The 24,865-nt window shown below is 64.8% G+C and carries 24 protein-coding genes; 8 read left to right on the plus strand and 16 right to left on the minus strand.

What is annotated here, in order from left to right; translation table 11 throughout:
- Window positions 1-147 precede the first annotated feature (147 nt).
- On the plus strand, window positions 148-2,079 hold the full coding sequence (locus HZR81_RS17205) for a sigma-54-dependent Fis family transcriptional regulator (RefSeq protein ID WP_500128811.1): 1,932 nt from the start codon (window positions 148-150) through the stop codon (window positions 2,077-2,079).
- Window positions 2,080-2,085: 6 nt separating this feature from the next.
- Here HZR81_RS17205 and HZR81_RS17210 read toward each other — a convergent pair whose 3' ends face one another.
- Window positions 2,086-3,603, minus strand: coding sequence for a phosphate ABC transporter substrate-binding protein (locus HZR81_RS17210; RefSeq protein ID WP_500128812.1), 1,518 nt, complete (start codon window positions 3,601-3,603; stop codon window positions 2,086-2,088).
- Between the two features lie 249 nt (window positions 3,604-3,852).
- On the opposite strand from HZR81_RS17210, the gene HZR81_RS17215 reads away from it, so the two are divergent.
- Window positions 3,853-4,863 (plus strand): zinc-dependent alcohol dehydrogenase family protein, encoded by a 1,011-nt coding sequence (locus tag HZR81_RS17215; protein ID WP_500128813.1) that lies wholly within the window; start codon window positions 3,853-3,855, stop codon window positions 4,861-4,863.
- Window positions 4,864-5,016: 153 nt separating this feature from the next.
- Here HZR81_RS17215 and HZR81_RS17220 read toward each other — a convergent pair whose 3' ends face one another.
- Both HZR81_RS17220 and HZR81_RS17225 read right to left on the minus strand, forming a co-directional pair.
- Window positions 5,017-5,409, minus strand: a complete 393-nt coding sequence (locus tag HZR81_RS17220) for a VOC family protein (protein WP_500128814.1) — start codon at window positions 5,407-5,409, stop codon at window positions 5,017-5,019.
- Between the two features lie 117 nt (window positions 5,410-5,526).
- Window positions 5,527-6,975, minus strand: a complete 1,449-nt coding sequence (locus HZR81_RS17225; RefSeq protein ID WP_500128815.1) for an MBL fold metallo-hydrolase — start codon at window positions 6,973-6,975, stop codon at window positions 5,527-5,529.
- A 207-nt stretch (window positions 6,976-7,182) separates the two neighbouring features.
- Here HZR81_RS17225 and HZR81_RS17230 point away from each other — a divergent pair, with 207 nt between their 5' ends.
- Window positions 7,183-8,124: a class I SAM-dependent methyltransferase gene (locus tag HZR81_RS17230; RefSeq protein ID WP_500128816.1), complete on the plus strand. Its 942-nt coding sequence runs from the start codon at window positions 7,183-7,185 to the stop codon at window positions 8,122-8,124.
- Between the two features lie 13 nt (window positions 8,125-8,137).
- On the opposite strand, the gene rloA3 is transcribed toward HZR81_RS17230, so the two are convergent.
- The 10 genes from rloA3 to HZR81_RS17280 all read right to left on the minus strand — a co-directional run bounded on the left by rloA3 (window position 8,138) and on the right by HZR81_RS17280 (window position 16,135).
- On the minus strand, window positions 8,138-8,656 hold the full coding sequence (gene rloA3, locus HZR81_RS17235; protein ID WP_014597267.1) for a retropepsin-like aspartic peptidase RloA3: 519 nt from the start codon (window positions 8,654-8,656) through the stop codon (window positions 8,138-8,140).
- 57 nt (window positions 8,657-8,713) lie between these two features.
- A complete protein-coding gene (locus HZR81_RS17240; RefSeq protein ID WP_500128817.1) occupies window positions 8,714-9,673 on the minus strand; it encodes a LysR family transcriptional regulator in 960 nt (319 codons plus the stop codon).
- 4 nt (window positions 9,674-9,677) lie between these two features.
- Window positions 9,678-10,349, minus strand: coding sequence for a TetR/AcrR family transcriptional regulator (locus HZR81_RS17245; RefSeq protein ID WP_019405935.1), 672 nt, complete (start codon window positions 10,347-10,349; stop codon window positions 9,678-9,680).
- A gap of 241 nt (window positions 10,350-10,590) precedes the next feature.
- Window positions 10,591-11,388, minus strand: coding sequence for an outer membrane protein OmpK (locus tag HZR81_RS17250; protein WP_500128818.1), 798 nt, complete (start codon window positions 11,386-11,388; stop codon window positions 10,591-10,593).
- A 358-nt stretch (window positions 11,389-11,746) separates the two neighbouring features.
- A complete protein-coding gene (locus HZR81_RS17255) occupies window positions 11,747-13,033 on the minus strand; it encodes a hypothetical protein (RefSeq protein ID WP_500128819.1) in 1,287 nt (428 codons plus the stop codon).
- Window positions 13,034-13,079: 46 nt separating this feature from the next.
- On the minus strand, window positions 13,080-13,577 hold the full coding sequence (locus HZR81_RS17260) for a curli production assembly protein CsgB (protein ID WP_133456538.1): 498 nt from the start codon (window positions 13,575-13,577) through the stop codon (window positions 13,080-13,082).
- A 262-nt stretch (window positions 13,578-13,839) separates the two neighbouring features.
- Complete coding sequence (locus HZR81_RS17265) at window positions 13,840-14,670, minus strand: CsgG/HfaB family protein (protein ID WP_102840014.1); 831 nt, start codon at window positions 14,668-14,670, stop codon at window positions 13,840-13,842.
- A gap of 21 nt (window positions 14,671-14,691) precedes the next feature.
- Complete coding sequence (locus tag HZR81_RS17270; protein WP_500128820.1) at window positions 14,692-15,108, minus strand: curli assembly protein CsgF; 417 nt, start codon at window positions 15,106-15,108, stop codon at window positions 14,692-14,694.
- The gene (csgE, locus tag HZR81_RS17275; protein ID WP_110776336.1) at window positions 15,105-15,488 is read right to left on the minus strand and encodes a curli production assembly/transport protein CsgE; all 384 of its coding nucleotides are present in this window, start codon (window positions 15,486-15,488) and stop codon (window positions 15,105-15,107) included. Before csgE ends, HZR81_RS17270 begins: the two co-directional genes overlap by 4 nt.
- Window positions 15,485-16,135, minus strand: coding sequence for a helix-turn-helix transcriptional regulator (locus tag HZR81_RS17280; RefSeq protein WP_133456539.1), 651 nt, complete (start codon window positions 16,133-16,135; stop codon window positions 15,485-15,487). The genes csgE and HZR81_RS17280 overlap by 4 nt, the downstream gene beginning before the upstream one ends.
- Window positions 16,136-16,364: 229 nt before the next feature.
- Here HZR81_RS17280 and HZR81_RS17285 point away from each other — a divergent pair, with 229 nt between their 5' ends.
- From HZR81_RS17285 to HZR81_RS17295, 3 genes are all read left to right on the plus strand, one after another.
- The gene (locus HZR81_RS17285) at window positions 16,365-17,000 is read left to right on the plus strand and encodes a LysE family translocator (RefSeq protein WP_125868200.1); all 636 of its coding nucleotides are present in this window, start codon (window positions 16,365-16,367) and stop codon (window positions 16,998-17,000) included.
- 75 nt (window positions 17,001-17,075) lie between these two features.
- Window positions 17,076-17,531 carry a VOC family protein gene (locus HZR81_RS17290; protein WP_500128821.1) on the plus strand — a complete coding sequence of 152 codons (456 nt, stop codon included), beginning with the start codon at window positions 17,076-17,078 and terminating at the stop codon, window positions 17,529-17,531.
- A gap of 84 nt (window positions 17,532-17,615) precedes the next feature.
- Window positions 17,616-18,587 (plus strand): SDR family oxidoreductase, encoded by a 972-nt coding sequence (locus HZR81_RS17295; RefSeq protein WP_500128822.1) that lies wholly within the window; start codon window positions 17,616-17,618, stop codon window positions 18,585-18,587.
- 10 nt (window positions 18,588-18,597) lie between these two features.
- On the opposite strand, the gene metR is transcribed toward HZR81_RS17295, so the two are convergent.
- A complete protein-coding gene (gene metR, locus HZR81_RS17300) occupies window positions 18,598-19,524 on the minus strand; it encodes a transcriptional regulator MetR (protein ID WP_063539724.1) in 927 nt (308 codons plus the stop codon).
- Window positions 19,525-19,678: 154 nt separating this feature from the next.
- Window positions 19,679-20,269, minus strand: a complete 591-nt coding sequence (locus HZR81_RS17305; RefSeq protein WP_500128823.1) for an exopolysaccharide biosynthesis protein — start codon at window positions 20,267-20,269, stop codon at window positions 19,679-19,681.
- A 161-nt stretch (window positions 20,270-20,430) separates the two neighbouring features.
- Here HZR81_RS17305 and metE point away from each other — a divergent pair, with 161 nt between their 5' ends.
- The gene (gene metE, locus HZR81_RS17310) at window positions 20,431-22,746 is read left to right on the plus strand and encodes a 5-methyltetrahydropteroyltriglutamate--homocysteine S-methyltransferase (protein ID WP_500128824.1); all 2,316 of its coding nucleotides are present in this window, start codon (window positions 20,431-20,433) and stop codon (window positions 22,744-22,746) included.
- 25 nt (window positions 22,747-22,771) lie between these two features.
- Here the strand turns inward: metE and glpD are convergent, their stop codons facing one another.
- A complete protein-coding gene (gene glpD / locus HZR81_RS17315) occupies window positions 22,772-24,316 on the minus strand; it encodes a glycerol-3-phosphate dehydrogenase (protein ID WP_500128825.1) in 1,545 nt (514 codons plus the stop codon).
- Window positions 24,317-24,387: 71 nt separating this feature from the next.
- On the opposite strand from glpD, the gene ybaK reads away from it, so the two are divergent.
- Window positions 24,388-24,858 carry a Cys-tRNA(Pro) deacylase gene (ybaK, locus tag HZR81_RS17320; RefSeq protein WP_500128826.1) on the plus strand — a complete coding sequence of 157 codons (471 nt, stop codon included), beginning with the start codon at window positions 24,388-24,390 and terminating at the stop codon, window positions 24,856-24,858.
- Window positions 24,859-24,865 lie beyond the last annotated feature (7 nt).

Raw genomic sequence — 24,865 nt, forward strand, 5'->3', positions numbered from 1 at the left:
ATATTTGAAACGCCCAAGCAGGCATGCTTCCAAAGTTCAGGCTGGTCCTGACGGTTCAATCGTTTATCCTTCAGTACACTTCATAACAATAAAGCGTTTCGCTGAGGCGCCCGTTGCCATCCGCTGCGAGCGCTTCGAGGAGGATGCATGAACCTGCTCTCCGGGCCCGTGAGCCATATCGACGCGGTGCTGACCCTGGCTAATGCGCCGCATCTTCCTGGTGACCGCGACCCGATCATCGCCCGCTCCTGGCGCCGCTGCGTGCACGACTACGGTCTGGATCCGACGCGCCCGTCCGAGGCGCGTTTCGTGCCGCGGCAGGTGCTGCGCGAGCACCAGGACCAGGCAGACGAGCTGATCAACGTGGCCCGTGCGGGCGTGGAACAGCTCTACCGGCAGGTGGCCGAGCTGGGCTACGTGATTCTGCTGACCGACAACCGCGGCATCGCCGTGCAGTTTCTCGGCGATCCGGCGGACGAGAAGGCGCATCGCAAGACCGGCCTGTATCTGGGCTCGGACTGGGGCGAGGACCACGCCGGCACCTGCGCGGTCGGCACCTGCATCAAGGAACAGCAGGCGCTGACGTGTCATCAGCACGATCACTTCAGCGTCTGGCATACCAACCTCACCTGCACGGCGGTGCCGATGTTCAACCCCCAGGGGCAACTGCTGGCGGTGCTGGACATCTCGGCGCTGCATTCGCCGCCATCCAAGGATTCGCAGACCTTCGCCCTGCAGCTGGTCAAGCAGTACGCGCGGATGATCGAGGACGCCTACTTCCTGCGCCTGTATCGCGACCGGCCGATCCTCTGTTTCGACGGCTCGCGGGAGTTCGTGCTGATCAACCGTCGCTACCTGCTGGCGCTGGGCGATCAGGGCGAGCTGCTGGCTGGCAACACGGCCGCGCGCGGGCTGTTGGCTGAACATGGGTTGGCACTGTCCGGCCCGTTCGGTACCTCGAACCAGGTGCATGTCGATCAGCTGTTCGACTGCGAACTGGCGGACGTGCTGAGCATTCCCTACGCCAGCCACGATCAGGTCCGCGCGTTTCGCACCCATCGCCATCAGCTGTTCTTCGCTGCGCTGATGGAGCCGCGCCGTCGTGTGCCGGTAGCGGCGGAGCGCAGCTCGCCAGCCGGGCATTCGCCACTGGATGCGCTGGCCGACGATGACCCGGCCATGCGCAAGATGCTCGCCCGCGCGCGGCGTCTGTGCAGCGAACCGCTGAACGTACTGCTCAACGGCGAGACCGGCACCGGCAAGGAACGTCTGGCCAAGGCGCTGCATGAAAGCGGCAGCCGACGCAGCAAGCCGTTCGTGGCGATCAACTGCGGCGCGATGCCCGAATCGCTGATCGAGAGCGAGCTGTTCGGCTACGCCCCAGGTACCTTCACCGGCGCGCGCAGCAAGGGCATGCGCGGCCTGATCCAGCAGGCCGACGGCGGCACCTTGTTCCTCGACGAGATCGGCGACATGCCGCTGCACCTGCAGACCCGCCTGCTGCGCGTGCTGGCCGAGCAGGAAGTGATGCCGCTGGGTGCCGAGAAACCGGTGAAGGTGGATATCCGTGTGGTTGCCGCCAGCCACCGCGACCTGCGGCAGATGGTCGAGAGCGGGGCGTTTCGCGAGGACCTGTTCTACCGGCTCAATGGCGCATCGCTGAAGTTGCCGCCGTTACGTGAGCGGGCGGACAAGGCGTTTCTGATCGACCGCGTCTTTGCCGAGTTGGCCGAGGGGCGACCGGGCCACCCGCACCTGCGTGGTGATGCGATCAGCGCGCTGCTGGCCTATCCCTGGCCGGGCAACATTCGCGAGCTGCGTAACGTGCTGCAGTACGCGCTGGCAACGTGCGAGGGGGACGAGATCACCGTGCAGGATCTGCCGGATGAATGCCTGCCGCGCATTCTTGCCCGCGGTCGGCAAGCCGAGGCGGAGCCGGAACCCGAGTCGGCCTCGGCCCTGCGCGAGACGCTGCGTCGCCATCGCTGGAACATCAGTGCCGCGGCGCGCGAACTCGGCGTGTCACGGCCGACGATGTACCGCCGCATGCGCCTGCTGGGGATCGAGGCGCCGATCTGACGTGCGTCAGCCTTCCTCGCGCTCGGTGCCCGGTTGGCCCGCCACCTCGATATCGAACGCGATGCTCCAGTTGTGCAGCGGGTAGGGCTGGTGCACCAGGGCCTTGATGTTGGCTTCGGCAGGCATCAGGTCGGGCAGGTATTCGTAGGTGGCGTCGGCGCGCATCGGGTCGTTGTCGCGCAGCTGGCCGGCGCCGCCGACCTCATGGCCGGCATAGCTGATGCGTGGCTGACCGCTGAAGTCGCGACCGGCGCGCAGGCGCACGACGGTGTCGGCGACGATGTCGACGGCTTCGATGGGCACTTCGCCCTGGTCGTCCTGCAGCATGAAACCCTTGTTCTTCACGTCGCGGGCCTGATGGCCGAGGTACGGCTGGTCGAACGTCAGCGGTGGGTGCGGCACGTGGTAATCGATCAGCACGTCGCGGCCGTCCAGCGTGGCCTGACGCGGCGCGAGCGGGGTCCAGCCCCTACGCTCGATGACGACGCGGTGGTAAACCTTGCCGAGCATCTGGCCGAACCAGCGATAGCCGTTCGCCGAGAGGTGCACGCCCTTGTCAGTGTAGGGGTAGACCGGCCCGACCAGGTACCAGCCGGGCTCTTCCTGAGCCAGTTCCCATTGCGCCATGCCGACCGCGAGCGAACCGTCCTTGACCGAGGATTTGGCGTCGGTCTGGTAGCTGAAGAAGGCTGGCATCTTTTCCTGCCCGGCGATGGCCTTGGCGGTGTCGGCGTAGAGGTCGTTGCGCAGCTGGCGCAGCTTGGTCTTGTAGTAGTCCTTGTCGTTCTTGCCGCCGTTGGTGTGGGAATAGTCGTACTCGCCCTGCAGCCAGAAGAACGCGCTGATGCTGTAGCTGGCCTGTTGCGCGTCGGCCAGCGCCTTGGCCTGATCGACGGCCTGGGTCACGCGCAGGTATTCGTTGGTGCCGCCGCTTTTCGAGAGCTGGGCAATGGAGCGACCCGAGGTCGAGGCGTTGCTGGCGACGAACAGGTGCTCCGGATCGGTGTCGCGGCCGAGGTGATGCAGGTAGAGCCTCCGTGCCATGTTCAGCGCGCCGACTTCCACCGATTCGCCTTCTTCCTGCGCCTGCGGCGCGAGCTTTCCGACCTTCTCTGCATCGAGCACCACGGCCGCGTTGCTCTTTTGCTGCACCACGGCACGCAGCGGCGTGAAGGCCGTTTCGCCCACCGGCTTGAACGCCGCGCCGCTGAACGCCGCGGAGCGTGGCGACTGGCCGAGCATGAGGTTGTCGTAGCGCGGTGCCACCGAGAGCGCCGGCCAGCCTTCGGCCGCGGAGGCGAGCGACTGACCGTAGGTGATGATGTGGTTGTACTTGCTCTGCAGCGGTTGGGTCAGCTCGTTGGGCTTGGCCATGAGCTCGGCGGTCACCCGCTTGTTCTCGGCGTCGCGTGCGGCCAGCTGCGCCTCTGTTTCCGCTGCCAGGCCGGGCGTGGCCAGGGCGAGCAGAAGGGCGGCAGCGGTAGTGGTGTGCAGGGTCGTCGGTCGATGAGGGCGATGGGGCATGAGGGTTGTTCCGGATGCACTGGGTAGTTGCGTGCGGCCGCCGGCAGGCGAGCCGTGGACTATTGGCGAACGCGCTTTCGACGATGGCGATGGAGGTAAGTTCGCGGCCGCCATGTCGATGGCGGATTGGCTATGCTGTCGCGCATTCGAGCGGCGTGAGTGCGGCGACTCAGCAGGCTTCGCGGAGCGAACGGATGCCGCTGCCGACCGCTCCCAAACAGGTCATCCCGTTAGCAGAGGAGAATTCCAATGAGCCACAAAGCCATATTCGTGCAGCCCGGTGGCGGCTATGACCGGGTCATCGTCGGAACCAGCGAGGCCACCCGGCCCGAGGCCGGCGAGATCACCGTGCGCCTGCGCGCCAACTCGCTTAACTACCACGACTTCGCGGTGGTGAGCGGCATGTGGGGGCCCAGCGAGCCGAGAATTCCCATGGCCGATGGCGCCGGTGAAGTGGTGGCGGTGGGTTCGGGCGTGACTGAATTCGCCGTTGGCGACGCGGTGGTCAGCACCTTCTTCCCCGACTGGTTGGCCGGCGAGCCGCTGGTGGAAGGCTTCGCCACAGTGCCGGGCGACGGTGTCGATGGCTATGCCCGCGAAATGGTCACCGCCCGCGCCACCTCGTTCACCCATGCACCCAAGGGCTACAGCCATGCCGAGGCGTCGACCCTGACCACCGCCGGCCTCACTGCCTGGCGTGCGCTGATGGCCGACGGCAAGCTCAAGCCCGGCGACAGCGTGTTGATCCAGGGTACCGGCGGCGTATCGATCTTCGCCCTGCAGTTCGCCAAGATGGCCGGCGCCACGGTCATCGCCACCTCGTCCAGCGACGCCAAGCTGGAGCGCCTACGCGAGATGGGCGCCGATCACCTGATCAACTACCGCAGCACGCCCGCCTGGGGCGAGACGGTGCGTCAGCTCACCGATGGCCGCGGCGTCGACCACGTGATCGAAGTCGGCGGGCCGGCGACGCTGGAGCAGTCGATGGTGGCGGCGCGCATCGGCGGGCATATCTCGGTGATCGGCATTCTCACCGGGGTTGCCGGCGAGCTGCAGCTGGTGCCGGCACTGGTGCGTCAGTTGCGCTTGCAGGGCGTGCTGGTGGGCAGCCGCGCGCAGCAGCAGGAGATGATCCGTGCCATCGACGCCAACGGCATTCACCCGGTGATCGACAAGCGGTTCGCGCTGGACGAGATCGTCGACGCGTTCCGTTACCAGGAGAGCAACCAGCACTTCGGCAAGATCTGTCTGGAAATCTGACGCCGCTGCCGTGCGGCGGCAGGCGCCTGCAGGCCGGGGAGGCGAGCGGGCTGCATGGGCCTATCGGGGAGCTCGATGCGCCGCAGCGTCAGGCGGCGCATCGACGTTCGGGATTCTACGCCGCACACCGTTTGTGCGGCGTTATCGCCGAGGTCATTGCGCGCGGTAGATGCCGCACAGCTTGTTGCCGTCAGGGTCCCTTACATAGCTGAGGTGCAGCGCGCCGAGGCTGGTCTCGCGCAGCCCCGGCGGCTCCTCACAGGTGGTGCCTCCATGGGCGACGCCTACGTCGTGAAACGCCTTGACCTGCTCCGCCGAGCTGCACTTGAAGCCGATCGTGCCGCCGTTGGCTACAGTCGCTTCTTCACCGTTGATGGGCTCGGTGACACCGAACAGGCTGCCGTCGTGCCGGTAGAACAGGCGGGTGTGCCCGGACGGCGCCGTATTGCGCAGCGGCTCGCCAGCGCCGAGCACGCCGAGCACGGCATCGTAGAAGCGCTTCGACCGTTCAATATCATTCGAACCGACCATTACATGGTTGAGCATGGGCACCTCGCTTTGGTTTTGGCGTGAAAATGCACTGTAGCACCGGCTCCGAGCGGCCATGCCGCGGTGCCTGCTGTTATGTCCCGAGATCAGCTGCGAGCATGGCAACCGTGCACGTCATGGGATGACCACCTGGCCTTGCCGGCCGGCCTTCTCGTAGCGCGCGCGGAGCACCTCGGCCAGGCGCTGCTTGGCCTGGTCTTCGCCGTGGATCAGGCGAATCTCCTTAGGCCATTCCTGCATGCGCGTGACGAAACCCACCAGGTCCGCCTGGTCGGCGTGGGCGGAATAGCCGCCAACGCTGTCGATGCCGGCGCGGATGTCGACGCGCTCGGCGTCCAGATCGACGAAGCCGCCCTTCGGACCGTGGGTCTGGATGTCCCGCCCTGGCGTGCCCTTGCCTTGATAGCCGACGAACACCACGTTGTGCCGCGGGTCGCCCAGCATGGCCTTGAGATAATTGACGATGCGCCCGCCTGAACACATGCCGTTGCCGGCAATGACGATGGCCGGGCGTGCGGTCTGTGCGAGGTGTTCGACGATGCGCATGTGTTCATCGTGGCTGTCGACGGTGATGAGCTGCTTGAACGACAGCGGCTTGCGGCCTTCCTCCAGACGATTGCGAGCGTCGTCGTCCCAGTAGCCCTGCAGCTCCTTGTAGGTGGCGGTGAAGCGACTGGCGAGCGGCGAGTCGAGGATGATCGGAAGCTGCGGCCAGTCGATATCGGGGGCGTCGTCTCTGGACTTCGACGCTTCGGCGGGCGTTTCGCCGGCTTCGGCCGACTCGCTGTTTTCGTGGAGGATTTCCTCCAGCTCGAACAGCAGTTCCTGCGTTCGACCGATGCTGAATGAGGGAATGAGTACCGTGCCTTGGTCACTCAGAGCGCGTTCGATGACGGCTTGTAGGCGCTCGCGGCGATGCGCACGGTCTTCGTGGCGACGGTCGCCATAGGTGCTTTCCAGGATCAGCAGGTCGGCGCGCTCGGGTGGAACCAGGTCCGGCAGCAGCGGTGAATGTGGCGCGCCCAGGTCGCCGCTGAACACCACGCGTTCGACGTCGGTGCCCTCGCTCAGCTCCAGCTCGACGTAGGCTGAGCCCAGCACATGCCCGGCCGGCTGCAGGCGCACCTTGCACTCGCTGCCGTCGGTTTCGTTGAGGGTGAACCAGTGGTCGTAGGGCAGGGCGATGATGCGCTGCTCGACGACCTTGAGGTAGCGCTCCAGCTGCTCCTGATCACGGCTGATGGACAGCCGGAAGGCATCCTCCAGCACGATCGGCAGCAGCCGGGCGGACGGTTCGCTGCACAGGATCGGCCCGTCGAAGCCCGCTGCCAGCAGATTCGGGATACGCCCGACATGGTCGATGTGCACGTGGGTCACGATCAGCGCCTTGACGCCCTCGATTGAGAAGTCCAGTGCCAGCTCGTCCTCGTGCCCCGCTTCTTCGTCGCCCTGAAATTGACCGCAGTCGATCAGCACGCTGCTGTTTTCGTCCATCCACAACTGATGGCACGAGCCGGTCACGCCTTCGCGCGCGCCGTGGTGGATGAGTGCTGGATGCTTCATCGGATGTCCTTCACTTGGACCGATAGGGCTCGGCAGAAGAGTGCGATGCCAGCGTTCGCTGGCGCTAGGTTGGGCAGTTGGCTGTCGCGCATAGTTTCCGCCGCCTGACGAGCCGTGCTGCCGGTGACGCGAGCGCCACGGGAACACGCGCCAAAGCGGCAACGCCGTTTAGAATGCGCGGCCCGCTGCCAAGATGATGCCCGCGCCATGACCAACGCTCCCCTCACAGTCCTCGAACGACACCTGCTCGCCGCCCTGGCCGCCGCACCCGATGAGACGCGCCGGCTGTTTCACGGACGCGGCCGTTGCTATCCGGGGCTGGAGCAAGTGACCGTCGACTGGTTGCAGGGTGTGCTGCTGGTGGCGTTGTTCCGGGACCCCGGCGCGGCGGAGCTGGGAGCACTGAAGCGGATGCTGCTGGCGCTGGCTGAATCCCCGGTCTGGCGGCAGCGTCAGGTACAGCACCTTCTGTTGCAGCATCGCTATCTGCCGGAGGCGCCGACCGAAGCATTGCTCGGCGAGCTGCCGGCCGAATGGACCATCAGCGAGAACGACCTGCGCTACAAGCTGGATCTGGGTCGCAAGCAGAACAATGGGCTGTTCCTCGACATGCGCTATGGGCGCCGCTGGGTACAGGAGCATGCGCGCGGCAAGCGCGTGCTCAACCTGTTCGCCTACACCTGCGGTTTCTCGGTCGCGGCGATCGCCGGCGGCGCCGAGCATGTAGTCAACCTGGACATGGCCAGCGCGGCGCTGACCCGGGGGCGCGAGAACCACCGCCTGAACGGCCATGAGATCAGTCGGGTCAGCTTTCTCGGCCACGAGCTGTTCAAGTCCTGGGGCAAGGTCCGCAAGCTCGGACCCTACGACCTGATCATCATCGACCCGCCGTCCTTCCAGAAGGGCAGCTTCGCGCTGACCCGCGACTACCAGAAGATCCTGCGCCGCCTGCCTGAGTTGCTGAACCCAGGCGGCCAGGTGCTGGCCTGCGTCAACGACCCGGATACCGGCACCGACTTCCTGATCCAGGGCATGGCCGCCGAAGCGCCGCAGCTGCGTTTTTCCGAACGCCTGGAAAACCCGCCGGAGTTTCCGGACATCAGTCCTGAGAGCGGGCTCAAGGCGTTGTTGTTCGTGGCGCGGGACTAGGGCTCAGGCCCGTTCAGCGCTCGGCAACTTCCGCACAGCTGGGCTCGATGGTGAAGGTGCGTGCCGAGTCCACTGGGCCGAGCTTTTCCAGTGTGCGCCGGCCCAGCAGCACCGGGTAGTTCATCTCGTCGCGGTCTCTCAGAGAGAACTCCTCCTCGAGCAGACGATCGCCGACGCAGACCTTCATCAGCACCACGGGCCGATCTTCCTTGCCGCCAGCACCGCGCACGGTCAGCTCGCGCTGCAGCTTGCGCTCGATGCGCGACTTGACCAGCTTGTCTTGCTCCACGTCCTTGAGGTCCAGATCGAAGCGGACCCACTTGTCGCCGTCCTTTTCGAAGTAGTCGAGGTCTTCGGCATGCATGGACGAGGTCAGGGCGCCGGTGTCCAGCTTGAATTTAACCGTGACGTGCTCGGGCAGTATCTGGCCGCGCTCCACCCAGCCCAGCGGGGTGCCGTCGGCGGCAAGACAGGGGTAGGACGCGAGCGAGAAAAGCAGGGCAGCCGGTACGGCGAGCAGACGGGAAGCCATCAAGAACGCTCCTGAGCAGTGGGTTCGCTCAATAGAGCGGCATCCAGGGCGGATCGTTCAGCGCTGCTGCGGCGCTGTGCGGGACGAGGAGGTGCCCTGCGCTGCTTCGCGGATGGCGATTTCCTCGCTGAGTGCGCGGACAAAGGCGTCCACCGCGACCGGCAGGTAACGCGAACTGCGCACGTACACGCCGAGGTCGCTGAACACCGAGCCGCCGTCGTTCAGCGGTACGTGCACCAGAGTGCCGTTGGCCAGCTCGGCCTCGATGCCGATGCGTGTCTGGAAGGCGACGCCGGCGCCGCGCTTGGCCATCTGCAGGGCCAGCTCCACCGAACTGGTTTCCAGCGGCGCCTTGTGCCGCGGGCGAGTGCGTGCGAGCAGCGGTGCCAGCAGGTGATGGATGGACAGGTCGCTCTTGGCCAGGATCAGCGGGTACTCGGCGCAGGTGGCGAAGCTGACGTCCCGGCGCTCGGCCAGTGGATGCCCCGGCGCGACGATGGCGCCCAGGCGGAAATGACCGACGCCCAGCTGCTGCAGGTCGGCGGTACGCGGCAGGGCGAAGGCCAGACCGATATCCGCCTGGCCGCTGGTCACCGCGTCGGGAATGGCCTGCGAGCCGAGGCTGGTTACGCCGACCGTGACGCGCGGATAACGCTCACGCAGCTGTTCCAGCACGCCGGGCAGCAGATCGGTGGTGACGCCGGATACCGTGGTGATTTCCACGTGGCCGGTGCGCAGGCCCTGTAGCGCGTCCAGTTCGGAGCGCACACGCTCGGTGTCCTGCAGTACGACGATGACGTGGCGGGCGAAGATCTCGCCAGCGGCGGTCAGGCGCAGGCCACCGGGCAGTCGCTCGAACAGCGGCGTGCCGACCTCGTCTTCGAGCTTGAGAATCTGCCGATTGACCGCCGAGGAGGCAACGTTGAGCCGGCGCGAGGCTTCGCGGATCGACTGGCAGCGGCGCACCATGTCGAAATAATGGATGGCCGGCGAGTGGATGCGCAGCTTGCGGGCCAAGCCTTCAGCGCTCCGCTGCCGGTGGCTTGAGTCCGCAGCCCTTGAGGATGATGGCGATCAGATTGTCGCTGGCAAGGGCGAAGTCCGCGCGGGTCATCCGCTTGCCGTTGATGCGGCGGATCTGGTCGGAGAAGTCGGCGTAGTGCTGCGTTCCGGCCCAGATCAGGAAGATCAGGTGCATGGGGTCGACCGGGTCCATCTTGCCGGCGGCGATCCAGGCGTCGAATACCGCGGCGCGGCCGCGGAACCAGTTGCGATAGTCCTGGTTGAAGTGCTCGGACAGGCATTCGCAGCCGCTGATGACTTCCATGGCGAAGATCTTCGAGGCTTGCGGATGGCGCCGCGAGAATTCCATCTTGATGCGGATGTACTCGGCCAGGGCGGTGGCCGGGTCGTCGTCCACGGTGAGGTCGTCGAAGGCGGTATCCCAGAGTTCGAGGATGTGCCGCATGACCTCCACGTACAGCCCCAGCTTGCTGTTGAAGTAATAGTGCACGTTGGCCTTGGGCAGCCCGGCGCGGCTGGCGATGGCGTTCATGCTGGTGCCCTTGAAACCGTAGCGGGCGAATTCCTCGGCGGCCGCGGCGAGGATGGTTTCCTCATTCTTCTGGCGAATGCGGCCGGCAGGCTTGCCTTGGGCGGTGTAGAGCGGCGGCGGTGCGTTGTTCTTGTCCATGTTCCCTATCCGTGAGCGCGCGGGCAGTCGGCCTTCGGTGTGAGCGTTAGCCCGGCAGGCGGCCGTTACCGTTTCGGTGGGCTGAAGCCCACCCTGCGGTTCAGGCCCACCGAAGCAGGGCGGTGGTTAGCTGACTGGGCTGATTCTGCACGAGTTTCGTTGCGCGAGCAGCCGTTGCGCTTGTTGAAGCGAACGCGACTGACACGGCAAGGTGCCGCCCGTTGTCCGGGCGGCGGGCGCATCAGAAATGCGCCTTGACGATGAAGTTGGTGACGTTGTTGTCGGTGTTGAAGGCGTCGGTGTCCTCGATGCCGTACTTGTTCGACCAGTAGTCGTATTCGATACCGACGTAGAGCTTGCCGGGCGTGTAGTCCAGCGCCTTGCCGAGGTCGTACTTGACCTGCGTGTTGAAGCTGAAGTTCTTCTTCAGCTCGGTGTTGCCGTTCTTCTTGTCGTTGACGACCCAGTCGATGTAGCCATCGAAGAGGATGTCCGACTTGCCGACCGGGAAGGTCATGGCCCAGGTCGGGGTGATCTGCCACTGGCCGCTCGGCTTGCCGGTGATGCCGTCGGGCTTGCGGTAGTAGGTGTTCAAGGCGAAGCGATCGAAGCCGGGGATCGCCAGATCCACCGCCGGGCCGAGCAGATAGTTGCGGTTGCGGCCTTCGCCGCGCTCGTAGGTCGCCGAGATCAGCACGTCCTTGACCGGGCCGAAGGACAGGTCGGCGCCGCTGATCTTGCCCAGCGAGAGGCGTGGGCTGAACTCGCCGTAGTAGGTATGGCCGTCGCTGCCGGAGATGCCGTTGTACCACTTGTTGTCGACGAACAGGAACATGTCCCCCCAGGTCCAGCCGCTGGCATGTTCGAAGGTGATGGTCTGCTGGATATCGCCTTCCTTGCCGCCGGCGGAGTCCACGGCGAAGTTCTTGCCGTAGAGGTAGGTAAGGCTGTTGTTCTGCCAGAGCATGGGGCTGGCCATGGCTTGGCTACTGAGGATGAACCCGGCCGCGAGGGCTGCGGTGGTCAGGCTGCGCTTCATTGAGTGTGTCTCCGTATTGGCATTTGAGTGAGCTTGTAAGTTGTCCAAGCGGTCAGGCGTTGGTCCCATAGCAAGCGCCGCGCCAATCCGGGGAGATGGTGGCAGTGCTAGGTTAAGTTACTGATTTTAAATTGGTTAATTTTAAGGTTTAGGGGGTTTCGATCCGTCGGAAGCGGGCTGCCAAGCTCAGCATGGGTGATTGTGATCTGACCGATGCGTCAGCTTGCTTCAGTTTGGGGCGAGGTGGCTGGCCGCTGGCCAGCCATGCCACCGAAACGGTGCGCCGAGCGGCGACGTTGCGAGGGAGTGGAGGCACGACTGCCGGCGCAGGGCCGGCAGTCGTGGAGCGGGGACGTGCTCAGTGCTGGGTAACGACCGCGGTGTTGTTCCAGCCGTTCTGATTGATGTAGGCGGCGTTGCCGTAGCCGGCCTGGCTGGCGATGGCATCGTTGCCGAAGCCGTGCTGGGTCACCTTGATCAGGTGATCGGCGCCGCTCTGGCTCAGCATCACGTCGTTGAACGTGCCTTCCTGGCGTACGGTAGCCAGGTTGTCGCGACCGTTCTGATCGATATCGGCGCTGTTGCCCCAGCCGTAGCTGACGCCGACGATCTCGTTGTCGCGGCCATTTTGCACGGCGTTGAGCTCATTGCCGGTGCCGTCCTGGTGGAAGTGCAGGTCGTTGCCGCGGCCCTGCTGCTCCACGGAGGCGACGTTGTAGCCACCTTCCTGGATGGTCTTGGCGGTCTGGTTGCGGCCGTCCTGGTAGATGTCGGCTTCGTTGCCGATGCCGCTCTGCTCGGTGGTGGCGGTGTTGTTGCCGCCCAGCCAGCCATTGGTCTGCACGATGCTGGAGTCGTTGCCGACGCCATGCTGCGTGACGAAGGCGTTCTGCGCGTTACCGCTCTGGTCCACGTCGACCTTGTTGTAGCTGCCATTGGACATGACATAGGCCTCGTGCTGCAGGCCAGTCTGCGAAACCATCGCGTCGTTGCGCCAGCCGAGCTGCTCGACCTCGGCGATGGAGCCGCTGCTGGCGAGCTGAGTGACATGAGCGTCATTATCGACGCCGTTCTGGTCGATGCTCGCGCGGTCGTGGTTACTGAGGAACTGGGTGACGCTGGCGTTGTTCAGGTCGCCGTTCTGGTCCACCACGGCCTGGCTACCAGTGCTGGCGGCCTGGGTGATCAGGGCGTAGTTGTGCTTGCCGTCCTGGTTGGTGGTGGCGTTGACCATGTAGGTGCCGGACTGGAAGGTTTCGGCGGAGTTGCCGATGCCGTTCTGATTCTGCGTGGCGCCAGTCTTGTAGGTGCCGGTCTGCTCGACCAGCGCATCATTGCCCCAGCCTCGCTGATCCTGTGTCGCACCGCTCATCAGCGTGCCGTTCTGCTGCGCTTCGGCGTTGTTGTAGTTGCCAGCCTGGGTCTGCTTGATGGTGCTGTCGTACGCGCTGCTCTGCTCGGCCAGCGCATCGTTGGCAAAGCCGCTCTGGTTCTGCGTGGCCAGATTGCCCGCTCCGCCGCTTTGCAGCACTTCCGCATTGTTGTTGATGCCGAGCTGGTTCTGCTCCGAAGTGTTTTCGGCGGCGAAGGCCTGGGCAGTGGCGACCGTCAGAATGGCTGCAACAAGGGGTTTGAACTTAAACATTTTGTCTCTCCATGGATGTTTTAAGTACAGCGGTATTTCCTTGGGATTAGCGGTACTGGCGAACCACTACCGTCAGATTCCGGCCGCTCTGGCTCACGTTGCTGCTGTGCCCGCTGCCGGTCTGCTCGATGAGGGCGCGATTGCTCGTGCCTTGCTGTGCGATGCTGGCCCGGTTGTCCGAGCCGTACTGGTCGATGCGCGCCTCGTTGCCGAAGCCGTCCTGGCTGATCAGGGCGGCGTTGTCGAGCCCGATCTGCTCGATGCTGGCACTGTTGGCGTAGCCGCTCTGGATGATGTAGGCCTCCAGTTCGGCGCCCGTTTGCCCGATGTGGCCGGTCATGCCCTGGCCGGTCTGCTGGACGACCGCCAGCGCACCTGATGCGCTGATAGCAGCCGGGCTGGGGCCAAGATCGGTGTTCACGCGATAGAGCTCGCTGGGGGCGAGGTCGACGGGATTAGGGGTGTCGGCGAAGCTGTTTGCGGTCAGCAACAGCAGAAGGGCAGGCAGCAGCAGGTCATGCGCAATCCGTTGCGAGCGTGTCATGGCATCCAATCCTGGTTGGGCTCCGATGGGAAACATATTTGCCCTGAATCGAGGCGTTGCCCATCCATCCAATGATTGAAAATGCAGCGATTCGGTGCATAACGGGTGGCGAACGACGTTCAGTTGCAGTTGCAGTCTGCCTTGCTCTCAAGCGCGCGAGGACGAGCCTCCCGGACGAACGCCGTGTGGCGTGTCGCGGGGAGGATCGTCCTCGTCTTGATGGTGGATGGAGGTTCCGTTGGCGTTGCGCCGCAGGTCTGCCTCAGTCCAGTTTGCTCAGGTATTTGCTCAGTTCCGGATGCTCGCTGCCGCTGCCTTCGGCGGTCTGCCAGAGGCGTCGATCGACACCCTGGGCAATCAGGTGAGCAACAGCCGCCTCGATGGCGGACAGCACGCACAGCTGCGCCGGCTCGTTGGTGGTGTAACCCGCCTCGGCTTCCAGCAGCTCCTTGAACTCGATGAACTTGTAGACGTTGGCGCTGCGGCCCACGGAGAAGATCGTCTTGGTGGTCATCACGTTCGACAGCACGCGGCCACTGCGCACGTCGATGGCACGCAGGTTCACCGTGACCTGATCGACGCGGTACTCCTGCGACAGGCCGATACCCAGGTAGCGGGCGCCCTGGCCGCCGCTGCGCACGTTGGTTTCATAGGCGACGATCGCGCCCTCCATGATGATGTTGGCGGCCAGCAGCGAGGGCAGTTCGGACTGGATGTTCGGCGCCACGTCCGGCTTGGCCTGGGAGGCCCGGATGATCTTGCGCTCGGTCAGCACGTTCTGCAGGCCCTCGCGTTCGAGCACCACGAACCAGCCGCTGGCCTGCATGGCGTCCACCAGCATGCTGGCGGCACCCTGGGTCACCGCGGTGGAGAACGAGCTGGCCGGCGTTGGCTTGTACTGGCCAGTCTGATCGCGGAAGCCGTACACCGCTGCGACCAGTGGACCTTTCGGTCGCGGTAGCGCCAGCAGATCCTGATAGGTGGAGGTACGAGGGGTAAGGGTTGGGGGTTGCTGATCGGCAGACATGGGCTCGCGTACGGCGCAACCCTGCAGTACAGCCATCATCCCTATGGCTACGAATAGGCTTCTCATGGCCTTTGTTTCTCCTTGGGGTCAGTTCTGTCCGACGATGATTTCGGACATTTCTCCGGTGAGTCGGTCGGTAATCTCGACGATTAAGACGCCAGCGTCGCCGTTATAGACGCGCACGATGAAGTCGTCAGTCGTCAATGAGCCTGTTTTCTGGTCCCTGACATCAGCAAGCAGATCGCCCAGCAGGCGCGACTCCAGTTGACTGGTGAAGCGATCCAGGGCGGACTGGTTCTCCAGCAGGGAGGAGCGGTCGAGGGCATCCGGGTCCTTCTTGCTGTTCTGGGCCTGGGCATTGCCGAGCAGCCAGGCGCCGTTGAGCGGGCTTCCGCCGAAGGATGGGTTGATCGGTGTGTAAACCAGCTCCGTGGCGTTGGCGGCGGCGCTGAGCAGCAGGCTGCCGAACAGCGTGCCGAGCGATGTGTAGGTGTGCTGTTTCATAACTCGTCCTTGGCCATGTCTATGTTGTCTTCGAACAGCGCTTCGATCTTTCGCCGATTGATCTCCTGCACCACGAAGTCGGCTGCCTCGTAGGCGGTCTCCTTCATGTCGGCGACATTGGGTTGCAGGAACCGGCGATACAGCGTCTGGTTCTCGTGCTCGACCCATACCAGAACCCCCCAGCGTGCCGAGGGGCGCTCCTTCACCGCGAGGTTGAAATCGAGCTGGCTGATGTCATTCAGCCGCTCGCAGAACCGCACGTAGAACTCGTGACCGGATCGGGAAATCGTGTTGTCGGTGATGAATCCCTGCAGCTCGGCCTCGTCGGCGCGAGCCGCCATCGCCAGCAGCAGAAGGAGCCAGGCGCCGGCGCGTTTCACGACGCCGCCTCGCCGACATGTGCCAGTACCAGCGAGGCGCCCTGCGCGCGGTTGCTGGCGCCAAGCTTGCGCAAGGCGTTGTGCACGTGGCTCTTGATGGTGTGGATGCTCAGGTGCAGCCTTTCACCGATTGCGGCGTTGGAAAGCCCCTGGCCGGCCAGCGCGAGAATCTGCTTTTCGCGCAGGGTCAGTTCGTCGATGGCCTGGCTGGTACTGCTGAGCTGCCGGTAGCGATACAGCAGCTTTTCCATTAGCTCTCTGGGCAGCCAGTCACCGCCGGCCAGCATCGTTTCGATGCCGCGCACGAAGATGCTCCGTGGCGTCGCCCGATAGAAAACGCCGCGAATCCAGGGGTGGGTTTCGATCAGCTGGTGGGCCTGATCGGGCTGGGCATTGATCAGCGCGACCGGCACGTCGCCGAACTGGCGCAGCAGCCGTAGGCATTCGTCGCGGTTGTAGCTGGTCACATCGAGCAGCATCAGCGAGATATCGGACGAATCGGTCACGGGCGCGCGTACATGACGGAGGGTGCAGCCGGGGCAGTCCTGAAGGTGCTGGCGCAGCGCACCGTCGAGCAGATCGCTGGTGGAAAGAAGCAGTACGCAGGAGCGAGCGGCCTGAATGGCCGGCACGGCATCGTCTTTCATTCGCATGTCCTTTGCTGAATGTTGAAGGAGATCCCTGATAGCGCCTTCTTTGTGGCGCGCTTCTCAAAGTAGTTCAGCTTTGCGACAAAAAAAAGTCAGACATTAAAAAATGTGTCGGTTTGCCGACGAGCTGCATCCTGATCAATGCGCTGGCGGGAAAGGCGCACAGCTCTTACAGTCATCCGATGCGCAGCTCGACATCCCGGCGCACATCGAACGGAGGTTTGCGATGGGTGATCCCGTCTTCTGGCTGGTGTTCTTTTCTGCGGCGCTGGCGTTGAATCTGTCGCCAGGGCCAGACCTGCTCTATGTTCTGTCGCGAACCCTGAGTGGCGGTCGTCGCATCGGCGTCGTGTCGGCGTGCGGCGTGTGCAGCGGGGCGCTGGTGCATGTGGCATTCGCGGCGCTGGGTATCTCGGCGATCCTCGCCACCTCGGCGCTCGCTTTCACCGTGGTGAAGTACGTCGGTGCCGCCTATCTGCTCTATCTCGGTTTTCAGGCGCTGCGTTCGGCGGGCGGCGGAACCGCGCTGGCGTTCAATGCCGCGCCGCGCGCATCTGCCTGGAAGGCGTATCGGCAGGGCGTACTGGTCGATCTGCTGAATCCGAAGGCGGCGATCTTCTTCATGGCGTTCCTGCCACAGTTCGTCCGACCGGACCACGGTTCCGTGCCGCTGCAGTTGCTCGTGCTCGGCGTGCTGGTGGTCGTGGTGGCGATCATCGTCGAAGTCGCGCTGGTGCTTCTGGCTGCGCGCGCCACCACGGCGCTGCGCAACAACCCAGTCATGAGCCAGTGGATCGACCGCACGCTGGGTTCGATCCTGATTGCCCTGGGCATCCGCCTGGGCCTGGCCGAGCGACTCTGACGGGAATTGATCGGCCCTGTGTCGCTCTCAACAAGGTGAGGGTTGCCAAACGGCAGCCCATGACGGGAGCTGCTTATGTCATCACAGAGCAAGAACACATCGGCCACCCTGATCCCCTGTCTGCGCTATCGCGACGTGGCCGCCGCTATCGATTGGCTGTGTCGCGCCTTCGGTTTCGAATGCCGACGCTTGTACAAGGACGAGCTGATCGGCATCACCCATGCGCAGCTTGCCTTTGGCAATGGCATGGTGATGGTCGCCCCGGTGGTCGATTCCGAATACGGACGGCAGCTGCGCCAACCCGATGAGATCGGCGGAGCGTCTACCCAGGGCATCTATGTGATCGTCAACAGCGCCGACGCGCTCTATGCGCAGGCCAAGGCTGCCGGGGCGCAGATCGCCATCGAGCTCAAGGATGAGGATTACGGTGGCCGTGGCTTTACCTGCCACGACCCGGAAGGGCATCTGTGGAGCTTCGGCACGTACGATCCCTGGGCGGATGAAGCCGCCGGTACCGTCGCCCAGGCCTGAACAGACTGTACCGACCATTGGCGGGAATGTTCGGCTCGTCGTTGCTGTCAGCTAGGGGACGACAGCAGATTGCGGAGCACGAGCATGACCCACGGAAATCTCGACGGCGCCTTGGTGGTATTGACCGGTGCCTCCAGCGGTATCGGCCGCGCCGCGGCCCAAGCGTTCGCCTGTCAGGGCGCTAGGCTGGTGCTTGCCGCACGCGATGAGCAGGCCCTGACGGAAACGGCGGATGAGTGCCGGGCGTTGGGCTCCGACGTGCTGACCGTGCCCACCGACGTGACCCACAGCGACGAGGTCGAGGCGCTGGCGAGCGCTGCCGCGGCGTTCGGCCAGGGTCGGATCGACGTCTGGATCAACAATGCCGGCATCGGCGCCGTGGGCGCGTTCGACGAAACGCCGCTGCAGGCCCACGAGCAGGTGGTACAAACCGACCTGCTCGGCTATCTGCGCGGCGCGCATGCGGTGCTGCCGTACTTCAAGCAGCAACAGCGCGGCGTCTTGATCAATACATTGTCGGTGGGTAGCTGGGTGCCGCAGCCATTCGCGGCTGCTTATTCGGCCAGCAAGTTTGGCTTGCGCGGTCTGTCCCATGCGCTGCGTGGCGAGCTCGCGGCGTGGCCGGGCATTCACATCTGCGACGTCTATCCGGGCGTCGTCGATACGCCGGGTTTCCGCGACGGCGGCAACTATGCCGGGCGTTCGCTGCAGCCGCCGCCACCGCTGCTCGATCCGCGCCATGTGGCCAACGCCATGGTCAGCCTGGCGCGGCATCCGCGACATACCACCTCGGTGGGCGCTACCGCGACGCTGTTGCGGTTGGCGCATTTCCTCACGCCGGGTTTCGATCGGATCAACGGGCTGCTAACGGGGTTTGCGCTCGGGCGGGCGAGGCGGGTGCCGACCTCATCGGGCAATCTGTTCCATCCCGCCCTCGGTCAGCGGCGTATCGACGGCGGTTGGCGTTCGGAGGAAGACGGCAAGCGCTGGCTGCTGATCGGAGGCGTCGCCGCCGGCGTCCTCGGGCTCTGCCTGTGCCTGGGGCGGCGACGTTGAGGAGGGCGGCTCAGCGGGTTTTCGGCGCCGCGCTGACACCTTCGAGGGTGGCGAAGGAGGTGTCCTTGGCCGTCAGCAGGAAGTCGCGCATGAACGGCGAATCGAGCATGTCCGCGCGAATGCCGGCGTAAAGCGTGGCGAACAGGCCCTTGTCGCCGAGCCGCTTGGCGGTCACGTAGCCACGCGAGCTGTACTCGTGAAGTGCCCAGTTCGGCAGACAGCACACGCCGCGCCCCGATGCGACCAGCTGCATCATCATCACGGTGAGTTCCGAGGTCCGCACCTGCGCGGGTTCGATATCGGCCGGCTCGAGGAAGCGGGTGAAGATGTCCAGGCGATCCCGTTCGACCGGGTAGGTGATCAGCGTCTCGCTGGCCAGATCCTCGGGGCGCACGTAGGGCCGCGCGGCCAGCGGGTGCTGGTTGGCCACGGCCAGCAGCGCCTCGTAGGTGAACAGCGGCACATAGGTGATGCCCGGCAGCTCCAGCGGGTCGGAGGTCACCACCAGGTCGAGATCGCCGCGGGCCAGGGCTGGTAGCGGCGCGAAGGAGAATCCAGACGCCAGGTCCAGTTCCACTTCGGGCCAGGCGTCTCGGAACTGGTCGATGGTCGGCATCAGCCACTGGAAACAGCTGTGACATTCGATGGCCATGTGCAGGCGGCCGGCCGTGCCGCCGGCGAGGCGGGCAAGGTCTCGCTCGGCGCTGCGCAACTGCGGCAGCATCAGGTCGGCCAGTTGCAGCAGGCGCAGCCCGGCGCTGGTGAAGCGCACCGGGCGGGTCTTGCGCACGAACAGCTGCAGGCCGAGGCGTTCTTCCAGTTCCTTGAACTGGTGGGAGAGCGCCGACTGGGTCAGGTGCAGGCGCTCGGCGGCTTCGACAAGACTGTCGGTTTCCCGCAGTGCATGAAGCGTCTTCAGGTGACGAATTTCCAGCATGCCGAACTACCTTGCGAAGCGGGATCGGCACCGCGCTGAGCGACAGGCGAGCGAATCCCAGAAAGAGGGTGAAGATGAGCAAGGCTCATCCTCCGCAAGTGTGTCGCAGCGCCTCCATGCTGTCGAGAGGCCGCTATTGGACGTGACGGCCGGCTTACATCCAGAGCCGGGACACCATGTAGGCCAGGCCGAAGAAGAACAGCAGTGCGGCAACGATCATTGCGCCGTCACGCGCCATCATGCCCAGGCCCAGCACGCTGAGTCCGGCGCCGGCGATGGAATTGCCGAACGGGATCAGCTCCAAGGGCGGCATGGTGGCGGCAATTGCCAGGCAGAGCACGGCGTTCAGCCGCGTCGCGATACCACTGGTGAGGAAGGTCAGCCGGCGCCGCAGCAGCCGGTCGACGTATCCCGAGATATGTTGGAGAAAGCCGATGGCCTTGTCGTACTTGCTGCGCGAAGCGCTGCGCTTGAGCAGCCATCTGGGAAGCCAGAAGCGCTCGCGGCCGAACAGCAGTTGCACGGCGACCAGCGACACCATCACCGCGAAGACACTGGGCAAGCCCGGAATGCCCGATAGCGGCGACAGCACCAGCAGGCCCGGCACCAGCAACAGCGCACCGAAGCTGCGCTCGTCGGTCGCCTGCAGCATGCACTCGATGCTTACCGGCTCACCCGGCTCCCCGGCCTGCTCGAGGCGCTCCAGCAAGCGTTCGAGGTTCTGCGGTGGTGTTTCGGAATTCATGAGGGCGCCTTCAGGTTGAGTTCTGGTTTAGAGCCCTGGGCGCGCTAAATGCTCCAACATGAATGTTTCTTACTTTGAAATGTAATTACGTGAGTTTGTTTCATTGGATTGGCCCGCGGACAATCCTCGCATTCATGCAGAACGACATTTCGGAGTGAGTAATGGCTGTAGCGCATAACCTTGGCTTTCCACGCATCGGTGCGGATCGCGAACTGAAAAAGGCCCTCGAGGGGTACTGGAAAGGCGAGCTGGACGAGCAGGGCCTGCGCCAGGTCGGGCAGCAGCTGCGGGCTCGCCATTGGCAGGCCCAACTGGACGCTGGCATCGAGCTGCTGCCGGTGGGCGACTTCGCCTGGTACGACCAGGTGCTGAGTCATTCCTTGATGTTCGGCGTCATCCCGCAGCGATTCCGTCCGGCCGAAGGCCAGGCGACGCTGGACACCTTGTTCGCCATGGCGCGCGGCGTGGCCAGGAGTTGCTGCGGTGGTGCCCAGGCTCAGGAAATGACCAAGTGGTTCGATACCAACTACCACTATCTGGTCCCGGAGTTCAGCGTCGACCAGCAGTTCGAGCTGTCCTGGACGCAGCTCTTCGAAGAGGTCGAAGAGGCCAAGGCGCTGGAGCATGCCATCAAGCCGGTGCTGATCGGCCCGCTGAGCTATCTCTGGCTCGGCAAGCTCAAGGGCGAGGCGGATCAGACCCAGGCCTTCGACAAGCTGGAGTTGCTGGACCGGCTGCTGCCGGTTTACGGCGAGGTGCTGGACCGGCTGGCGGCGCAGGGAGTCGAGTGGGTACAGATCGACGAGCCGATTCTGGCGCTGGACCTGCCGCAGGACTGGAAGAATGCGTTCGAACGCGCCTACAACCTGTTGCAGCGGGCGCCGCTGAAGAAGCTGGTCGCCACCTACTTCGGCGGCCTGGAAGACAATCTCGGTCTGGCTGCAACCCTGCCGGTGGACGGCCTGCACATCGACCTGGTGCGCGCCCCGGAGCAGTATCCAGTGATTCTCGATCGCCTGCCGGCCTACAAGGTGCTGTCCCTGGGGCTGGTCAACGGGCGCAACGTCTGGCGCTGTGATCTGGACAAGGCGATGGAGGTGGCACGGCATGCGGCCGAACGCCTGGGTGAGCGCCTGTGGCTGGCACCGTCCTGTTCGCTGCTGCACAGCCCCGTCGACCTCGAGCGCGAGGACAGGCTGGACGAGGAAGTGAAGAGCTGGCTCGCCTTTGCGGTGCAGAAGTGCGCGGAAGTCGCCACGCTCGCCCGGGCCATCGACGATCCGCAGGACGCCGAGGTGCAGGCTGCGCTCGCCCGCAGCCGCGCGGTCCAGGCGGCCCGCTCGCAGTCGCCGCGCATCCACAAGCCGGCGGTGCAGGCACGCCTGGCCGCCATCGAGGCCAAGGACAGTCGGCGCACGTCGGTGTTCGCCACGCGCATCGAGCTACAGCGCGCGCGGCTGCAGCTGCCGGCATTTCCTACCACCACCATCGGTTCGTTCCCGCAGACGCCGGCGATCCGCCTGGCGCGGCAGGCATACAAGCAGGGCAGGTTGTCGCTCGGTGACTACACCGAGGCGATGCAGGCCGAGATCCGCCATGCGGTGGCGGTGCAGGAGCAGATCGGCCTGGATGTGCTGGTGCATGGCGAGGCGGAGCGCAACGACATGGTGGAGTACTTCGCCGAACAGCTCGAAGGCTACGTCTTTACCCGCTTTGGCTGGGTGCAGAGCTACGGCTCTCGCTGCGTCAAGCCGGCGATCATCTATGGCGATCTGAGCCGTCCGCGACCGATGACCGTGGACTGGATCCGGTATGCCCAGCAGCAGACGGACAGGATCATGAAAGGCATGCTCACCGGTCCGGTGACCATGCTGATGTGGTCGTTCGCCCGCGAGGACGTGCCACGCGAGGTGCAGGCGCGACAGTTGGCGCTGGCCATTCGCGACGAGGTCTGCGACCTGGAGGCTGCCGGCATCCGTATCATCCAGATCGATGAGGCGGCGTTCCGCGAAGGCCTGCCGCTGCGCCGCGAGCAGTGGCGGCACTATCTGGACTGGGCGGTGGAGGCGTTCCGCCTGTGCGCCAGCGGGGTGCGCGACGAGACGCAGATCCACACGCATATGTGCTACAGCGAATTCAACGACGTGATCGAGTCCATCGCGGCTATGGATGCCGACGTCATCACCATCGAGACCTCGCGTTCGCAGATGGAGCTGCTCGAAGCGTTCCGCGCCTTCGACTATCCGAACGACATCGGCCCGGGCGTCTACGACATCCACTCGCCGCGCGTGCCGGATACCGCCGAGATGGTGCAGCTCCTGGAGAAGGCCGCCGAGTGCATCCCGGCCGAACGGCTCTGGGTGAACCCGGACTGCGGGCTGAAGACCCGTGGCTGGCCTGAGACCGAGGCGGCGCTGGTGAACATGGTGGCAGCTGCCCGGCAGCTGCGCGCGGCGCGAAGCGCCAAGGTCGCCTGAGCGATGGCGCTGTCCGGGGCTCGTGTCAGCCTTGGGCGGCGTGCTCGAAGGTCGTCAGGCGTTCGGCGGTCCGGCTGTCCATGTACTGCTGCAGGCGTGCCGTTTCGGCGGCTTGCAGGAACAGCCCGAGCTTGGTTCGGCGCCAGAGAATGTCGTCAACCGTAAGCGCCCATTCCTCGACGATCAGGTAATCCACCTCACGGGCATACAGCCCGGCGCCGAAGCATTCGCCGAGATCCTGAATGCGCTCGGTGCCCTTGAGCAGCAGCCAGCTGCGCGTGCCGTAAGTGTTCGTCCAGCGCCGGGCGACCGGGCCGGGGAGCCATGGGTAGCTGGCGCAGAGGGCATGGGCCAGGGTGGATGGATCATCGAAATGTTCGCCGCCGGGCAGCGTCGCTCCGCGGGTCCAGGCGCCTTTCATTTCCGGAAACAGCGGTGCCAGCTGGGCCAGGGCTGCTTCGGCGAGCTTGCGGTAGGTGGTGAGCTTGCCGCCGAACACCGAGAGCAGGGGTGCATCGCTGCCGCCGTTGGTCAGTGTCAGGGTGTAGTCGCGGGTGATGGCCGATGGTTGGTCTGACTCGTCATCGCACAGCGGGCGGACGCCGGAGTAGCTGTGGCGGATGTCTTCACGGGCCAGCTGGTGCGTGAAGTGCGCATTGACGATGTCCAGCAGGTAATCGATTTCGCTGTCGGCGATCTGCACCCGGGTCGGGTCATCGTGATACTCCTGATCGGTGGTGCCGATCAGGCTGAACTGCCCAAGATAGGGAATGACGAAGACGATGCGCCGATCCTCGTTCTGCAGGATATAGGCATGGTCCCCATCGTAGAGCTTCGGCACCACGATGTGGCTGCCCTGAATCAGGCGCATGCTGTGGGGGGAGCGTTGGCGAAGCTGTTCATCGAAGAAGGACGCCACCCAGGGACCGGTGGCGTTCACCAGGGCGCGTGCCCGGATGGAAAAGCGGCTGCCGTCGTCGCGCTCCAGGTGCAGGTGCCACAGTCCCTTGCTGCTGCGTGCGCTGACGCAGCGGGTGCGGGTGTGGATATGCGCGCCGTGCTCACGGGCGGCCATGGCGTTGAGCACCACCAGGCGGGCATCGTCGACCCAGCAGTCGGCGTATTCGAAGCCGTGGCTGATCTCGTGCTTCAGTGGGCTGTCGGCGCCGAAGCGCACGCTGTGCGAAGCGCCGAGCTTCTCGCGCTTGCCAAGGTGGTCGTAGAGGAACAGGCCGGTGCGGATCATCCAGGACGGGCGCAGGTGTGGTCGGTAGGGCAGCACGAAGCGCAGTGGTCGAATGATGTGTGGCGCCTTGGCCAGCAGTACCTCGCGCTCGGCCAGCGCCTCGCGCACCAGACGCAGTTCGTAATGCTCGAGGTAGCGCAACCCGCCATGTATCAGCTTGCTGCTGGCCGAAGACGTGTGTTCGGCCAGGTCGCCCTGCTCGCAGAGGAAGACCGACAGGCCACGACCGGCGGCGTCCGCGGCAATTCCCGCGCCGTTGATGCCACCGCCTACCACTGCCAGGTCGTAGACTTCCGCGAGCGGTGCAAGAAGAGGATGATTCATGGGCGCTGTGACTACCGACCGTTTGATTCGTTACGTTACCGCCATTCATCAATCATTCGCACTACAAAGCCATGACACCTGCCATCGACCTGTTGAAAAAAGCCCGCGCCGAGCATCGTGTGCACAGTTACGAGCACGACCCGAAGTCCGCTTCCTATGGTCTGGAGGCCGCCGAGAAACTGGGACTCGAGCCCGCGCAGGTGTTCAAGACGCTGCTCGCCTGCAGCGAAAAGAACGAGCTGCTGGTGGCCGTGGTGCCGGTGGCCGGCACGCTGGATCTGAAGGCACTGGCCCAGGCTGCCGGGGCGAAGAAGGTGGAAATGGCCGACCCCATGGCCGCGCAGCGGGCGACCGGCTATCTGGTGGGCGGCATCAGCCCGCTGGGGCAGAAGAAGCGCCTGCGCACCTTTATCGACAGCTCCGCACAGGCGCAGCCGAGCATCTACGTCAGCGCCGGCCGTCGCGGGCTGGAAGTGGAGCTGGCACCGGCAGTGCTGGCCGAGCACACGAGCGCAGCGTTCGCCCCCATCGGCCGCGGCTGACGGCGTA

The sequence above is a fragment of the Pseudomonas sp. LM13 genome (assembly GCF_041381355.1).
Taxonomy (GTDB): domain Bacteria; phylum Pseudomonadota; class Gammaproteobacteria; order Pseudomonadales; family Pseudomonadaceae; genus Stutzerimonas; species Stutzerimonas frequens.